Annotated in this window: 8 protein-coding genes and 2 pseudogenes; 3 read left to right on the forward strand and 7 right to left on the reverse strand. The window is 70.6% G+C overall.

What is annotated here, in order from left to right; all coding sequences use genetic code 11:
* Positions 1–48: 48 nt before the first annotated feature.
* Positions 49–1,098, reverse strand: a complete 1,050-nt coding sequence (locus tag ACMCNN_RS18635) for a hypothetical protein (RefSeq protein WP_412741790.1) — start codon at positions 1,096–1,098, stop codon at positions 49–51.
* A 671-nt stretch (positions 1,099–1,769) separates the two neighbouring features.
* Here ACMCNN_RS18635 and ACMCNN_RS18640 point away from each other — a divergent pair.
* The gene (locus ACMCNN_RS18640) at positions 1,770–2,153 is read left to right on the forward strand and encodes a cysteine dioxygenase (protein ID WP_412741791.1); all 384 of its coding nucleotides are present in this window, start codon (positions 1,770–1,772) and stop codon (positions 2,151–2,153) included.
* On the opposite strand, the pseudogene ACMCNN_RS18645 reads toward ACMCNN_RS18640, so the two are convergent.
* The 4 genes and pseudogenes from ACMCNN_RS18645 to ACMCNN_RS18660 form a co-directional block, all read right to left on the reverse strand.
* Positions 2,146–2,655 (reverse strand): annotated as a pseudogene (locus tag ACMCNN_RS18645) (GGDEF domain-containing protein); the annotation flags it as partial. The gene ACMCNN_RS18640 and the pseudogene ACMCNN_RS18645 sit on opposite strands and share 8 nt — an antisense overlap.
* A gap of 74 nt (positions 2,656–2,729) precedes the next feature.
* Positions 2,730–3,566, reverse strand: coding sequence for an alpha/beta fold hydrolase (locus ACMCNN_RS18650; protein WP_412741792.1), 837 nt, complete (start codon positions 3,564–3,566; stop codon positions 2,730–2,732).
* A 108-nt stretch (positions 3,567–3,674) separates the two neighbouring features.
* The gene (locus tag ACMCNN_RS18655; RefSeq protein WP_412741793.1) at positions 3,675–4,589 is read right to left on the reverse strand and encodes a pentapeptide repeat-containing protein; all 915 of its coding nucleotides are present in this window, start codon (positions 4,587–4,589) and stop codon (positions 3,675–3,677) included.
* Entirely contained in the window at positions 4,586–11,935 is a 7,350-nt protein-coding gene (locus tag ACMCNN_RS18660) for an IPT/TIG domain-containing protein (protein WP_412741794.1), read from the reverse strand. The genes ACMCNN_RS18655 and ACMCNN_RS18660 overlap by 4 nt, the downstream gene beginning before the upstream one ends.
* A 152-nt stretch (positions 11,936–12,087) precedes the next feature.
* Between ACMCNN_RS18660 and ACMCNN_RS18665 the strand changes: the two genes are divergently transcribed.
* Entirely contained in the window at positions 12,088–12,537 is a 450-nt protein-coding gene (locus ACMCNN_RS18665; protein WP_412741795.1) for a helix-turn-helix domain-containing protein, read from the forward strand.
* Here ACMCNN_RS18665 and ACMCNN_RS18670 read toward each other — a convergent pair.
* On the reverse strand, positions 12,521–13,591 hold the full coding sequence (locus ACMCNN_RS18670; RefSeq protein WP_412741796.1) for a Dyp-type peroxidase: 1,071 nt from the start codon (positions 13,589–13,591) through the stop codon (positions 12,521–12,523). The genes ACMCNN_RS18665 and ACMCNN_RS18670 overlap by 17 nt on opposite strands.
* 42 nt (positions 13,592–13,633) lie before the next feature.
* Entirely contained in the window at positions 13,634–15,016 is a 1,383-nt protein-coding gene (locus tag ACMCNN_RS18675; RefSeq protein ID WP_412741797.1) for a discoidin domain-containing protein, read from the reverse strand.
* A 333-nt stretch (positions 15,017–15,349) separates the two neighbouring features.
* On the opposite strand from ACMCNN_RS18675, the pseudogene ACMCNN_RS18680 reads away from it, so the two are divergent.
* Positions 15,350–16,051 (forward strand): annotated as a pseudogene (locus tag ACMCNN_RS18680) (polysaccharide lyase); the annotation flags it as partial.
* Positions 16,052–16,326: the final 275 nt, after the last annotated feature.

A 16,326-nucleotide genomic window follows, 5' to 3' on the forward strand; every position in this document is an offset into this window, starting at 1 on the left:
CCGCCGGGCGAACCGCCCGGCGGTATCCGTCGCCCCTGACGCCGCTCGCTATCGGCGATCCGCGCCAATGTCAGAAGAGGTGACATTGCGCAGACCGTCGGTGTCCGCGGCCCGCTCGAGATCATTCATCGTCTGCGCCGCGCCGGCGGAGTCGGTACGGTTGCCGCTTCCCGCCTGACCACCCTGGTTCTGGCTGCCATAGTTGTTGCCCTGACCGTTGTTCCCGGCGTTCTGGGCGCCATTGTTCTGGTTTCGATTGTTCTGGTTTCGGTCATTCTGGCCCTGACCATTGCACCGACGCTGGCCGTTCTGGTTCTGGCCGTTCTGGTTCTGGCCGTTCTGGTTCTGGCCGTTCTGGTTCTGGCCGTTCTGGTTCTGGCCGTTCTGGTTCTGGCCGTTCTGGTTCTGCTGCTGGGCCGCAGCCTGGCGGGCCTGACGCAGAGCGCGCAGGGCCGCGGCCCGCTCGGTCCGGAACCTCGTGATCGCCGCCCGGGCCGCGGCCTTCGCGTTCTGCACCGCTTGCTGGGCCGCCGCGTTACCCGGGTTGGCCGCAGCGTTGCGCTGGGCCTTCCGGAAGGCTTGCACCGCCGCCCGCGCCTGGGCCCGCGCCGCGCGGAACCGTGTCAGCTGCGCGAAGAAGGCTTGCCGTGCAGCGTTCGCGCGTTGCCGCGCCTGCTGCAGCCCGTTGCCCTGCCCCTGGTTCTGTCCCTCGTTGCCGCGCTGATTCCCGCCGCCTTGCTGATCGTTCCCGTTGGCCTGCTGGTTGTTCGCATTGCCCTGCTGGTTGTTCCCGTTGCCCTGCTGGTTCCCGTTGCCCTGCTGGTTCCCGTTGCCCTGCTGGTTCACGTTGCCCTGGTTGGCACCTGCGGCCTGACCGCGCTGCCGGCCGGCATCGCCCTGTCCAGCTTGGGCACCCTGGTTGTCGCGGGCGCCCGCACCGTCCCCGCCGACCGGCCGGAGGACACAGTTGTTCCGCCCGGCACCGCCGTTCTCTCCGGCAGAGCTGATTGCCGGAATGCTGGCTACCGCTCCTGTAGCCGCCGCGACGGCCACGACGACGGCAATTTTGATTGGCTTTCTCGTCCTGCCTGAGCGCATGGTTTCACATCCCTCACACTTGGCTTGGCTGGCATTACTACCGGCCGGTGGTACGGCCAAAACCAAACGCTTGGTTCAAAGATCCGTACCTCTTTTTTTGCCGCCCGAAATATGTGGGACGCCAAATGCCCCGCACCCTGTGGGCGCGGGGATGATCACTATTCTGGAATGCCCAATGATCGGGCACAGAAAATGGACGCATTACCGGTAGGAACGGCAAGCCGTCCGCGACAACCGTGGCAGATTCCGCGATACGACTCTTCTACCCGATGACTCGACTGCCTCTCCCGTTCGAGAGAGCACCGTTCACCCCAACAGGAGCACGGGCGGGACATCGGCGGTCGCAGGCGCAGCTCCTCGCGGCAACGCCCTGCGACCACACGGAACACGAGCGCCCGGACGCCGCGAACATCGGCGCAGGCCGGACCCCGGCCGGGAACCAAATCTCCCTCCAATGGCATAGGGGTCCTGGCCGACAGGTAGAGGAAGGGACCAGACCCCGCAGGCATCCTCGTTGCAGACCGGTCGGCCGGGAAGGTCGTGCCATGGGTGTGTTGCAGAGTCGCGGGACCCCTGTCCCGACAGACCGGGGATCACGTCACTCGGCGCGGATTCGAAGGGATGGGCGACGGTGCAGGAGACCGATGTGGAACAGAGCCCCGGGGGCGGCGATGACATCTGCGTCCCGGGTTGATTGCCTGGCGATCGCCCACAGGTTCGCGGCAGAGCCGTACGACTGGCCGGTCGCGCCGCGGTTTCGTCCCGGCAGGCGCTGGTCGGTTCGGCTCGTCGACCGCCCCGACTACGAGGTGTGGCTGACGACCTGGCTCCCGGGGCAGGGAACCAGCTTCCACGCGCACGACGGAGCCGGCGCGGTGCATGTCATGCGCGGCGAGTTGGTCGAGCTGGTCCAGCCGGACGACCACAGTGAGCCCGCCGCCATCCACCTGCTTCGGTCAGGATTCGGTCGTCTGCTCACACCCGGGCGGCATCGTATCGTCAACCAGCAGCCGTTCGTCGCCGTGAGCGTGCACGTACTCGCCGTGGTCACCTGATTCGAATGGGTCCGGGCTCGGTTCCCGCCACGACGCGGTTGCGGCCGGCGTTCTTCGCCGCGTAGAGGTACCGGTCCGCGGTGGACAGGGCGGAGGGCTGGCTACGCGGGAACGTTTCGTTGACTCCGGCGACGCCGATGCTGACGGTGACCGGCAGGCCATGGGTGGTGTCGTGCCAGTCGTGCTCGCTGATGGCCCGGCGGATCCGATCCAACTGCCCGACCGCCAGGGCGATCGGGGTGGCGGGCAGCACGAGGAGGAACTCCTCACCGCCGAGTCGGGCCGTGAAACCTTCCGGGACAGCGGCGGCCAGTCCGGTGTCCAGGAGCTTCGCGACCTGGACGAGTACCTGATCGCCGGTGTCGTGGGAGAGCTGGTCGTTGATCCGCTTGAAGTGGTCGATGTCGACGATCGCCACACTCAGGTCCGGGTCTGCAGCGATCATGGCGGACAGTTCTTCGTCGACATAGCGACGGTTGCGCAGTCCGGTGAGTGGGTCGCGGCGGGCCTGCTTGCGGAAGCGGTCGGCTTCCTCCCGGGCCTCGGCGGTCTCGAACCTGGCGAGCCGTCAGAGGGTCAACGGAATGCCGGAGCGGCGTCGATGGCCGCCACGAGCAGGTCGGCAAGCTCACGGGGCGCGGTGAAGTTCGCGACGTGACCGTGGCCGGGCAGGACGACCAGCTCGGCGCCGGGAATCACTGACGCGACGGCACGGGCCGGGGTACCGAAGGGTGGCCGGTCGCTGCGGGCGCCTTGGATGACCGTGGTGGGGACGGTCAGCGTCGCGTACGGAGCCAGGTCGAACCCGGTCAATTCATCCAGGGCGGCCAGCTCGACGGCGGAGCTCCCGGTAAGGGTGAGGCTTTCCGACCAGCTGGGAAGAGTACGCAGCTGGGCGAGCGTGTGGGCGCTGTCGCCGAGCACGTCCAGGTGGATCGTGGAAAGTGCGGTGTCGAGGTCGCCCCGATCCAGCGCTCTGCGGATGCGGTGCAGGGCCCGCCCGGTGACCGGCCGGTCGAGTGGGAGCGGCGGTTCGTAGAGCGCCAGCGCGCCGAGGTCCGTCCGCGCGGTGCTGGCCAGCAGCGACACCACTGCGCCGTAGCTGTGTCCGACCAGCACCGTCCCGGGACCGGTGCGGTCCAGGAGCGCGCACAGGTCGGCGACCTCGACCATCAGGTCATAGTCGGGACCGAAGTCGGCGCTCGTGGCCCGTCCGCGGCGGTGCGGCGCGACAACGCGGCGGCCGGTGCGCTCCGTGATGCGCGCGGCGACATCGAGCCAATCCCGCCCCGTGTTGAGGGTTCCGTGCAGGATGACCACCGGCGCTTCCGTGCTGGGCGCGGCCGGGACGGTTTCGAGGTATCGGATGATGGCGCCGTTGTGGCCGCGCACCATGCCTTCCAAGGGGGTCACACCGCACACCGTAGCCAGTCCGCTCAATCGGGCGACGAGAGCGTGTCGAGGCGCAGATCGATGCCTCGACGGCAGGATGTCGGCCCGTGGCTCGCGTGGATCCGGGGATCACGGATGGTGCGGTGCCCACCCGGCTTCGCGCAGGACGTCCGTGATCAATGCCGCCGCCGGCTCGAAGTCGCGGCGATTCAGCAGGATGGAGGCGCCGGATGAATGGAAACGCCGAACCTGCTGGAAAATGGCCGAAGCCAGGCCGGAAGCCGCGTCCCGCGGCCGGGACGCCAGCACACTCGTGGCCCGATCAATGATGGCGAGATCGTCGACGCGCAACAGATCCGGGTCGTCGGGGAGCGTCACCGTCGCGAAATTGACGCCGCGGAAGTCGACGCCGTCGAATTTCGCATTCGCGAAATCGACGTTCTTCATCGGATTCGGGTCGGGTTTCTCCTCGCCCAGCATGCGCCCGTCGAACACGACGTCGACCAGTTCACCCGCGAATATGCATCCGGCCAGCGTCGACTGCCAGAAATTCACCCGGGTCAGATCCGCGAACGAGAAATCACAGTCCACGTAGGTCGCCGCGCTGGTACCCACGGAGGCCATGTCGGCGGAGACGAAACGGACGCGACGGAACGTGTTGCCGCGTCCGTCCCGCCACGCGCCGAGCGAGGAACCGCGCAGATCCGCGTGGTCGAACGAACAGTCCTCGATCGTCGTACCCCAGAGCCGCCAGTCCTGGCAGTTGGCCTGCGCGAACCGGCAGTTTCTGAGTTCGCAATCGACGAAGCGCAGGTGCCGCAGATCCGCGTGGTCGAGGGCGATCCCCTCGATGACGGTGTCCTCCCACATCGCCGGCGCTTTCGCCCACGTCACCCCGCGCAGGTCGAACCGGCCGTCGACGACTTCGAGACCCAGGCCGGACAGCGCCTCCCCCGCCCGCAGCCGGCGGACGGCCTCCTCAGCGAGTCTGCCTCCCGACGATGTCCGCCAACGAGATTTGATCTTGGCCGGGGTGGCACTCATTTCCACAGTATACCTATGCCCGGTCCGTACCTCGGTCCGTAGTCGAACATGTGTTGACCCCACATTTTTCCGGTCGTGAGGTCGTACCAGCCGACGTCGGTTCGCGTGCCACCGTTCACGAAATCCGGTCCGGGATAGCCGCTGGGATTCGAGTACACGTCGCCCAGGGCCGGATTGTTGCCGGCCAGATCCTTCACCCGGCCGTCGAGAATGTTGCCCTTGATGGTGTCGGCGAGATGGGGGTTCTTGGCGATTCGAGTCAGGTCCTTGGGCGAATATCCGAGCTGGCCGTTGTCCCATTCCGCCAGCGCCTGATCCGTGTGCCCTTTGAGCTCTGTCGCGATCGGGTCCGGCTCGAGGATGTCGTCGCCCCACATGTCGACGATGCGCGCGCCACAGTTCTCGATGTCGGGGTCGCACTCGGGGTCGGCTCCGGGCGCGCGTGGCTTGGTGCCGTTCGGGTCGACCAGGTCCGTCGGCCGGTTGAACGCGTACGTGTAGGCGTCGGTGCCGCCGGACGCGAGGCCCAGCGGATCCCTGCTGATGAACCGGCCGGCAGCCGGCGCGTAGTACCGGGCGCGGTAGTGGTAGAGCCCGTCGCCGTCGTCCGTACGGCCGGTGAAACGGGTGTCGTTGCCGCCGTCGTCGCCGGTGACCGTCGTGCCGCCGAACGGGTCGTACGAGTACTCGGCGCCCACGCCGGACGGGCCGGCCAGGGCGAGGGTGCTGCCGAGCCGGTCGGTCAGCAGCGATTGCGACCCGTCGCTGGTCGTCCGGGCGAACGTCTCGTCCAGCCCGCCGGTCAGCATGGTGGCCGGCACCGTGCCGCCGGCCTTCTCCCGGATCACGTTCGGGCCGTCGTGGAGGTAGGCGGTGGTGGTGCCACCGATCGTCCGGCCGCTCCGCCGGCCCAGGCCGTCGTACGCGTACGTCGCGGACAGACCGGGCCCGCTGCGGCCGGTGAGCTGGCCGCGGGCGTTCCAGGTGTAGGTGTTTGTGCCGTCCGATGTCAGGTTGCCGTCGTCGTCGTAGGTGTTCGTGGTCAGCTGGTCGGCGGCGTCGTACGAGGCAGGGCCGTACGCCTCGGGCAGGTCGACGCGCGCGTAACCACCGTCCACGTGGGTGACCCGGCCGACGGCGTCCAGTGTGTACGCGATCTCGCCGAGCGTGGTGCCGCCCCGCCCGTACGACAGGCTCGTCAGGTCCCCTTCGGCGTTGTAGCCGTACGTCTGGGTCACGCCGGCGGGCAGCGTCAAGGTCTTGCGCCGGCCGACCGTGTCGTAGGCGATCCCGACCTGGTCGCCACCGCGGGTGACGCTGGTCAGCTGGTCGTCGTCGTTGTAGCCGTAGGTGGTGTCGGCCGCCCCGGTCGCCGTCATGCGGATGCGGCGGTTGGCGTCGTCGTAGGCGTATCCGAGGTCGCCGTCCGGGCCGCTCTCCGCCACCAGCCGGTCCAGCGCGTCAGGCGTGAACGTCGTGGTGCCGCCGGCCGAGTCGGCGATGGTGCGCAGGCGGTTGCCGGGGTCGTACGTGTAGGTGGTCAGGCTCTCCTGGGTATCGCCGTCGACGCGGTATCGGATCGACGCCAGGCGGTCCAGCGCGTCGTAGTCGTACCGGGTCGTCTGATGGCGGCCGTCGGTGGCGGTGGCCGGGTTGCCGTTGGCGTCGTAGGTGTAGGTGGTCGTGCGCTGCAGCGGATCGGCGACGCTCTGCAGCCGGTCCGACGAATCCCAGTCGTACGTGGTGGTGTGCTGGCGGGCGTCGGTGACCAGGTGCAGGTTGCCGTTAGCGTCGTAGCGGTATGTGGTGGTCCGGCCGAGCGGGTCGGTCGTCGACGTCGGATGACCCGCGCCGTCGTAGGTCCAGGTGGCCACGTCACCGGTCGGGCCCGCGGTGCGCAGCGTGCGCCCGGCGGCGTCGGAGAAGCGGGCGGTGGTGTTGCCGAGGGCGTCCGTGACCCCGGCCAGGTCGCCGAGGGCGTACGACAGCGTCTGTTGCTGGTGGTCGTTGTCGGTGAGCCTGGTCGCCTGACCCGACTCGTTGGTGTCGATGGTGACGACGCGGTTCATCGGGTCGGTGACGGTGTGCAGCGCGCCGTCGGCCCCGTAGCCGTAGACCGTGCTGTGTTGCAGGCCGTCGGTGGTCCTGCTGATCTGGCCGTACGGGCCGTCCCGGGCGATCAGCTCGGTGCGCGCGCCGTCGGTGCCGACGAGTTGCCGGACCGAGGTGATCTGGCCGTACGCGTCGTAGCCGAGTTCGGTGCGGCGTCCGAGCGGGTCGACGTACGCCGTCACCTGGTTGCTGTTCGGGTCCCGCGTGACGGTCGTCGTCCGCGCCAGGTTCGTGCCGGAGGCGGTGGTGTCGCTGGTGGAGTATCCGGCAGCGTTGAAGGTCACCCGGCGGACGTGACCCTTGGGATCGGTGACCCGGGTTTCTGTCACCTTCCCGGCCGCGTCGGTGGTGTACGCGAACTGGTACGTCGCGTTGCCGGGCAGGGTCTGCTGCCGGATCCGCCCGCTACTGTCGTAATCGTTGGTCAGATACGTGGTGCCGCGGGCGTCCTCGATGGTCTTGAGCCGCCCCGACTCGTACGTGTAGGTGGTGACGCCGTGGTCGGGGCCGGTGACCGTGAGCAGGTGGCCACCCGCGTCGTACGTGTAGCCGACCGACCGGCCGAGCACGTCCTCCGCCCTGGTGACGCGGTTGTTCGCGTCGTAGCTCAGCCTGATCCACTTGCCGTTGGGCGAGGTGATCTGGGTGATCGGGCCGTTGGCGCGGGTGATGCCGTCGGTCCACGGCGGGGCCGGTGCCCGGGTGATGGTGATGGTGTTGCCGAACTTGTCGCGGATCGACTGCAGCGGCGACTCGTCGCCGAAGACGTAGGTCGTGCCGTCGCCGAGCGTGAGGTCCCAGCCGTCGCCGTTCCAGATCAGCGTGGATCCGTGGAACGCCGTCGGCGTCGGATCGGCGGCGAAGGACGAGTTGAGATAGCCGTTCGGCGGGGCGCCGCCCGGGCTGGTGCGGTGGAAGTGCACGCGGCCGCCGCCCGGCAGGATCAGCCAGCATTCGTAGAACCGGTTCTCCGAGTACAGGTTGAGCCCGTAGTTGAGGTTCGCACCGATGCCGAACGGGCGCGCGCCGGTGTCCGCGGGCTGGTAGGTGCGGGTCAGCGACAGCGGTAGGACGTCGTCGACGCGGAGATCGGTGGTGGTGTCGACGAGCAGGCCGGTGGCCAGGTCGACGGGGTCACCGCCGGTGTTGGGCGGGCCGGCCGGGGGCGCTGCGGCGGGCGGCGGGTCCTCGCCGGGGGTGATCAGCATCGCCCCGGTGAACTGGTAGACCTCGACACCCTTGTTCGGCTCGACGCTGGTGCCGTCGCGGGTGACCGTGCCCTTGCCGTAGACGTACCAGCCCTTGCCGGCCGGGTCGTAGTGCCAGAAGTCCATCACCGCGCCCGGCTTGGCGTGGGTGAAGTTGGGGTAGATCACGCGGGCGCCGGCCGGGAAGAGGTACGCGCTGCCCGGCTGCACGGTGAAGTAGCTCGGCACCTGCGACGGCGGCAGCGGGAAGGGCGGCCGGTCCACCGGGATCGCGGTGATGCCGAGTTCGGTGACGACCCTGCCGTTGGTGTCGCGGACGACCGCGCCGGCCGGCAGCACGACCTTCAGACCGGGAACGGCCGGCGTGGTGATGGTCACCGCGCTGGTGGTCGGTGAGGCGAACCGCACCGTGTGCCCGGTGTCCAGCTTCGACAGCCAGATCGTGTAGGGCAGCACGGTGGTCTGGTTGCCGGCCAGGTCCACGCCGATGTCGTGCAGGCCGAACCTGTGTGTCGGCGTGTTCGCGGTGGAGCCGTCGACGCGCAGCACCCGGTGCCCCGGCCGCAGGCCCTTGAGGAGGAACAGCCCGTCGGCGTCGGTCAGGTCGCGTACGCCGTCGACGATGACCGTGACGTTGGGCAGCGGCCGGTCGTCGAGCGTGCGGACGCGGCCGCTGAGGGCGGTGACCCCGGCGGTCGCCCGCAGTGGACCCGATACCGGCTTCGGTGCGCCGCGGCCGGTGGACCAGCCGGCGCCGGAGAGGTTGGCCGCGCTCGGCCGCCAGCTCTCGCCGTCCCGGGTCGCCGGGAGTGCGGCCGGGACCGGGGTCGAGCCGGGCCGGGGCTTGACCATGGGGCGCCGGTCCGGATGCTTCCGGGACGGGACCTCGGCCGCGCTCGCGCGCTGCGGCCCGACGGCGACCCCGCTTCCGGGTGCGGCGGGCGGGGCGGCTGCCGCCGTCCGCGTCTTCAGCGTGGCCGTCGCCGATCCGGTCGCCGAGTTCGGGCCGATGAGGATCTCGTACGTGCCGGTGGTGGGTAGCGCCGGGATGTTGACCGTCGCGTTGCCGTTGAGATACGCGAGCTCGGTGCCGTCCGGGTTCCGCACCCAGACGTACGGGTAGTACGGCATGGTCACGTTCGTGAACGCGATGGCCAGCAGCCGGCCGGCCGTACCGGCGTACGTGAACCAGGTCGCCTGGCCGATCCGGCCCGCGGTGACCGTCTTGGCCGTGTTGAGGGTGAGCGCGCCACCGCTGATCTGCGCCGACACGGTCGCGGTGACGGCGCCGGCGCCGTGGTCGGAGGCCATCACGGACATCCGGTAGGTGCCCGCCGCCAACTGGTAGGTGTCCAGGCTGGCGACCTTCGGGATGGTCTCCCCGAGGATCAGCGTCCCGGTCGGACCGGCGAGCCGGACGTAGATCGTCGATGCCGTGAACGTCCAGCTGCTGAAGCCGAACGAGAGCCGCTGGTTGGCCGTGACCGCGATCGTGGTGTCGACGTAGTGGCCGGCGGTCGCGGTGAGTGCGTGCGCCGACCCACCGACCGTCGTGGCACCGGCGTCTGTCGCCTGGACCAGCGCGAAGGTGAGCGATCCGCCGGTCGCCGCGCGCGGCTGCACCTCCAGCCGGTACGTGCCGGCCGTGGTGAACGGGTCCATCGCCAGCCAGATGTCGTCGAGCCACCCGGAGTAGATCGGCGAGCCGTCCGGGCGGGTCACGACCACCCAGACCACGTACGTGTAGCCGTAGGCGCTGATCGCCATGCTGAGCCGCTGGGCCGCCGCCCCGGTGAACGTCATCCGGGTCGGCTGACCGAGCCGGGGCGACGTGATCGTCTTGTTGGTGCCGACGGTCAACGCGCCGCCCTCGATGGTCGGTGACGCGGTGACGGTCACCGAACCCGAGGCGCCGTCCAGGGGCCGCAGGACGAGCCGGTACGTGCCGGTGGTCGCGGTCGGGAACGTGACGGCACTGATCGAGTCCATCGTGACGTCGTCGACGAAACCGCCGCTCGGGTTCGTCACGGTCATCGCCACCAGCGCCGAGGTGGGCAGTGCCCAGTTGCTCAGCGCGATCGTGACCTCTTGGCCGGCCGTACCGGCGACGGTCAGCGCGACCCCCCGGCCCGCCGGCAGCGAGACCGGGCTGCCCGCCCCGGTCAGGCTCAGCGATCCGCCGCTCTGCGGCTGGGTCAGCGTGACGGTGTAGCCACCGGTCTCGGAGCCGGTGCTGAACAGCAACGTGTACGTGCCGGTGGCGGGCAGCGTCGGCAGGTCGGTCCAGCTGGCCGGAATGCCGATCACGGCCAGGGTGCTGCCGTCCGGCTCGACGATCGTGACCCGCGGGTAGTAGTTCAGCGTCACGTGGGAGAGGTCGAGGCTGAGGCTCTGCCCGGCCGTACCCGCGAAGGTCAGCTGGGTGTCCTGGCCCGGCCGGGTGACCGACACGTTCTTGGCGGTGCCGATGGTCAGCGCGCCCGCCGACGCCGGGCTGGACGTGGTGACGGTCAGCGAGCCGGTGTGCTGCTCGTTGCTGCGCAGCAGGATCGTGTACCGGCCGGCACCGATGGTCGTGAAGTCGGTGTCCAGATACGGCAGGTCGATCAGCTGGCGCGAGTAGCCGTAGCCGCCGTCGGCCCCGGGCCAGATGACCGGCGTGCCGGCGGGGTCGCGCACCTCGGCGACCAGGGTGCCCGTCATGCTGCCGGTGAAGCCGAGACCGATGTGCTGGTTGGCCTGCGCGTCGACGGTCAGCTCGGCCTGCTGGCCGGGCCGGGTGAAGGAGACCGCGGTGGTCGCGCCGTTGAGCGCGAGCGACGCCTGGATCTTGCTGGACAGAGTGGCCGTGACCGTGCCGGTCGCGCTTGCCGAGGTGGGCTTGAGAACGACCTGGTACGTGCCGCTGACCGGCAGCGGCGGCATGGCCCAGCCACCGTCGAAGGTGGACATCTGCCACGCGGCGTCGTACTCGTCGCGCGCGAACGACAGGCCGTACGGCGTGTAGCCGTAGATCAGCAGGTCACCGACTGTGGAGCCGGTCAGGCCGAGGCTCAGCTTCTGGCCCCTGGTGCCGGTGAAGCGCAGCACCGCCACCTTGCCCGCCGTCGCGAAGCTGACAGAGGTGGCCGCCGCGTCGGCGGTCAGGACGGCGTTCGACCCGATGTCGGCGGCCGTGAACGGCTGTGTCACGGCCACGAAGTCGCCGGTCGCGGTGGCCGCACCGCCGGGCGTGGCGACGCTGATGCGCCCGGAGACGGCCGCGGCCGGCACGGTGACGGTCAGGCTGGTCGCGGTCGCCGCGCCGACCCGGGCCCGGGTGCGGCCGAACGCGACATTGTTCTCGCCCGGCGTGGTCGAGAAGCCCGTGCCGGTGATCGTCACGGTGGTGCCGGAGGCGCCGGATGCCGGGCTGAACCCGGTGATCGTGGGCGCCGGCACGGCCGGGGTCACGGTGAACGTCTGGCTGCTGGTGGCGGTGGCCGAGCCGGACGTGACGGTGACGGTCCCGGTGGTCGCCCCGGACGGTACGGTCACCACCAGCCGGGTGGCCGACGCCGAAGTCACGGTGGCCGTGGTGCCGTTGAACGCGACAGTGTTGCCGGCGGTCGTGGTGGCGAAGCCGGTGCCGCTCACGGTCACGGCGGCCCCGGCCGGGGCCCGGCTGGGCGCGATCGCGGAGACGGTCAGTGCGCCCGGGGCCGTACGGTCGATCGAGGTCAGGTTCCCGGCGTCGTCGTAGGAGTACCGCGCACCCGCCCCGTCCGACGCATGGCTCACGCCGCGCAGCTGCCCCGCCCCGTCGTACGCGTAGTCCGCGGGCCGGGCGGTGGCCGCTGCCCGGGCGGCCGGGCGGCCGGCGGACCCGGCGGGATGGGGCGCGTGGCCCGCGTCCTCGTACCGGGGCCGGGACAGTGTGGCACCGGCCGAGTCGGTCGCGGCCCCGGCGGGCCGGGGCGACCACGTCAGCTGGCCCGTGAACAGCGCACCGACCGCCAGCACCACGGTCAGACGGCGAAGGAGCATGACCCGACCTCCCAGTCCAGTCCGGTCGCTCCAGTGTGGAGTCACCAGGAGATCAACATCGATAGGTGGGATGCAGATCGGGACAGGGGTGGGACAGATCGCTGTCGATTGCCATACGCTACGACCATGCCTTGCACTGGGGGAAAGGCACGATGAGTGGAACGGCTCAACTACAGGATTTCGCGGCCCGGCTGCGCTCGCTGCGGGCCCGGTCCGGGATGACGTTGCGGGAGTTGCAGGCGGTCACGTACGCCAGCGACTCGGCGCTGTCCCGCTATCTGGCCGGGCGCGGGGTGCCGCCCTGGAAGGTCGTCGCGGCGATCTGCGAGCAGGCCGGCGCCGACGCCGCGGAGCTGCGGCCGCACTGGGAGCGGGCCCGTGCCGTCCGCCGGGGCCGGGTCGAGCCCCCGCCGCCGCTGGTGGAGCTGAGCGCGGTCGAGGGCCACCTGGCGCGGATCTCCGACGAGGTGTCGACGGCGATCGAGGAGACGCTGGCCCGCGGCGATCAGGTGCCGCGGCATCTGCTGGCCGTGCAGCGGTCCGGCGCAGACGCGCGGGTCCGGCTGCGCGCCGCCCAGCGGCTGCTCAAGCGCTCGTCGTGAGGATCGACCGCAACCCGTCGAGCGACGGCGGCACGAAATAGTAGCCGCCGCCGAACGGCAGTACGTAGCGCTCCAGCGCCTCGCCGTCGAGCCGGCGCTGGACGGTCGCGAAACCGGCCTCGATGTCCCGCTGGAAACAGATGAAGATCAAACCCTGGTCCGACCCCGCACCGTACGAGTAGCCGCGCCGCAGGATCCGATGCCGCTCGCTGTCCGCGGTCCGCGGGTTGGCTCGCCGGATGTGCGCATCGAGCGGCGTGACCCGCCCGTCCGGGTCGTCGGCGTACGTGAACCGGGCGTCCTCCGGGCCCCCGGCAAGCGGCGCGCCGTCGGCCCGGTGCCGCCCGATCATCTCCTCCTGCCGGGTCACCGGGTCACGGTTCCACAGTGGCACGGCGAACCGGATCAGCCGCACCACCTGGTACGTCCCGCCGGCGGCCCAGGCCGGCTCGCCCTCGTCGGCCCAGACCAGCCGGTCCATCAGCGCACCGTCGCGCGGGTCGGGATTGCCGGCGCCCTCCCGGAAGCCGAACAGGTTCCGGGTCGTCGGCAGTCCGGCCGCGGTGACCGTGTTCTCCGTGCGGTAGCCGTCCATGCGCCACCGCGTCCGCACCCCACCGTCGGCGGCTCGTACGAGGTCGTCCGCGGTGACCCTGGCCTCCTCGGCGGACGCGGCACCCACCTGCAGCAACAGGTCGCCGTGGCAGCGGGCCGGGTCGAGCACGTCGCTCGGGAACGCGGGCATGGTGGCCAGCGCTCGCGGCCGTACGCGGGAGAGAGGGAACCTGTCGTCGAACAGCGACGCGCCCACGCCGAGGGTGACCGTCGCCGGGGTCGCGGCCTCGATCCGCGCGGCCAGCGCGGCGAGCGGCCGATCGGGGCGGGATCCGGTCACATCGAGCGCCACCAGGGTGGCGAAGCCGGGCGGTGGGGTCACCACGCCCGGCTGGTGGTCGCGCTTCGGTGGCGGCGCCACGATGCGGCCGGCCGCCGGCACACAACCGGCCAGCGTCGAGGCGGCCGCCGCGGCCGTCAGTATGTCCCGTCGGCGCATCCCGAAACCATAGAACGCACCCGATGCGCCCCGCGAGTGTCGTCAGTGGACTGCGGCGCCCGAACCGGTCGCGCGGACCGTGATCTCCGAGATCGAGGCCCACCGGTTGAGGTTGTTGCCGGTCACGGTGACCCGGACGAAGCGGGCCTTCACCGGGCCGAACCTGACCGGTTCCGCGGCGGCGGACCGGCCGGTGCTGGCCCCGGTGTAGCGGACGGTGTAGGTGCGGCCGTCCTCGGAGGTGGACACCGTGAACCTGTTGACCCTGCCCTTGCCACGGAACCAGGCGATGTCGGCCCCGCACACGCGCGTCGGCGTGCCGAGGTCGAGCGTCGCCGCGGCCGGGAAGCCCGAGCGCGACCAGCGGGTCCTCGGGTCGCCGTCGATGAGGTTGGCCGGCTTGTTCCCGTCGTGACCGTTGGCGGTCGCCGTGCGCGCGGTCGCGGTGCCGGTGCAGGCTTCCGGGTCGCCGCCGGCCGGGCCGGTCGTCGGCGTCGGGCCGACCGTGGCGGTGGGCTGCGGGTCGGTCGCGCCGCGGGGATCGATCTCGCGGACGCTGAGCTTGGTGAAGTCCACATCGGAGGCGTTGTCCCACCGGAACGTGGCGACCGGCCCACCCCAGGAGATCACCTGATTCGGCGTGCCCGAGCAGGGATTGGACCCTTTCACCTGCCAGTTGCCGTTGTCGGCGTAGGACAGCGCCTTCGTCCAGGTGTTGGTGTTGTGCAGGTCGGTCCAGATCTCCAGGTTCACCCCGGCGGCGGTGTTGAACATGACCGCTTTGAAGCCCACCCACCGGCCCTTGAGGCTGCCGGAGGCGCCGGTCCACGGAGAGAACGCGTAGCCGTCGCTGTGGTGCAGCTCCTTCTCCCAGCGCACCGCGCCGTCGCCGAAGCGGATGTTCGCCTTGTACGCGGTGCCCCAGCAGGCCTGTGGCGCCCTGCCGTCGCCGGTGTGGCGGCCGCCGCGGGCGTACCAGGTGAAGGCGTCGTGGGAGTCACCGGCGTTGAACCGCACATATCCGGTGATCTCCACGTCGCGCCAGTCGTTGGCGTCGGACATGACGCCCCGCCGCGCGAGCTCGTTCTGCTTGAAGACGAGCTCTGCCTCGTTTCCCTTCCGGTACGTCGTCGTCGCCACGCCGAGGCGGACCTTGGGGCTGCGCAGTTTGAACGTGCCGTCGGCGTTGCGCTGCAGCGCCTGTTGCGGGTCGAACCGGCTGTCCGACGCCGGCTCCCCGGTCAGCGTCCAGCTCTGGCCGTTGCGCCTCGTCGGGTAGATCATCCGTACGCCGTCGGCGGCGTTCGCGGTGCTCACCACCGCCTTCGCGCCCCCTCCCTCGGAGGTGGCCGCGTACGCCACCGGCATGACGACGAGGGCACCCACGGCGACGCTCGCCACCACGAGACCTGGCTTCCTGACCATTGAAAACTCCCTGCGGGGGGACAGTGATTGTCGTCGACCGCCGAACTCCGGCACGGGCACGGAGGCGGGCCGGACCGGGACGCTACCGCCCGGCCCACGACGCCCGTCAATGGCTGAGCGGCATATTGAGCATCGATTACTCAGGCGGTGCCGGTTGTCCGCCTGACAGCATCCCCCGGCGGGCCGAGGTGCCTCGTCCGGCCACCGGCCGGTATCGATATCCCCCGAGGAGACCATGTGACATCCCCGATGCCGCGCCGCGGCCGGCGGATCAAGACCCTGCTCACGGCGGGAGCGGCCGCGGCACTGCTGGCGGCCGCGATCCCCACCGCGATGGCCGCCACATCACCGGACCCGGCCGCCCGGCCGGGTACCTCGACGGTCCGGGCCGCCGCGGCCGACGCCCGGTCCCGGACCGGCCTGCTCACCACGCTGGACTGGGAGCAGGAGGCCGAGCGGCAGTTGCCTCCCCCCGGCTGGATCAAGCAGTACTGCTGCGGCAAGTCGGTACGGATCGTGGACGCGCCCACCCGCGACGGCCACCACGCGGTGCAGTTCACGTTGGACAAGGGCGATCCCGACGTGTCGAGCAGCACGCGCGCGGAGTTCAGCCAGCCCGACCGGCAGCCCGCCGGCGTCGAACGGTGGTACGGCTTCAGCCTCAACCTGCCGGCGGACTGGCGTGCCGACCGCTCGTCCGAGATCGTCAGCCAGTGGCACCACCAGGGCAACAACGGCTCGCCGCCGCTGGCCCTGCTGACGAACAACGGCCACTGGAAGATCGACTTCCGCGGTTCGATCATCGACCTGGGCCCGTACCAGACCGGCCGCTGGACCGACTGGGTCTTCCACGTCACCTGGCGCACCGACTCCGGGGGGCGTCTCGAGGTCTGGCGCGACGGCGGCCGGGTGCTCGATCGCACCGGCGCCACCCACGACGACGGCGCCAACTCCCCGTACTTCAAGTTCGGCATCTACAAGTGGGACTGGGACGGGCGGCCCAAGCCGTCCGACACCACGCACCGCAGCATGGTCTACGACGCGCTGCGCATCGGTGACCGGACCGCCGGCTACGCCGACGTGGCGCCCGGCCCGGCGGCACCCCCCTCGCCGCCGCGTCCCAGCGGACCTCCCCCGACCGCCCCCGGATCGTGCCTGCCCACCGCCGTCGTCGGCGGCGGCTGGGTGAACAAGCCGGTCGGGACGCAACGGGGCCGGTTCACCACCACGCTCGGCGTGACGCCCTCGCGGGACCGCATCGATGCCCTGGTCACCCTGGCGCCCGCTCCGGGTACGCGCTTCACCGACCA

The organism is Krasilnikovia sp. MM14-A1004 (assembly GCF_047159485.1).
Classification (GTDB): Bacteria; Actinomycetota; Actinomycetes; order Mycobacteriales; family Micromonosporaceae; genus Actinoplanes.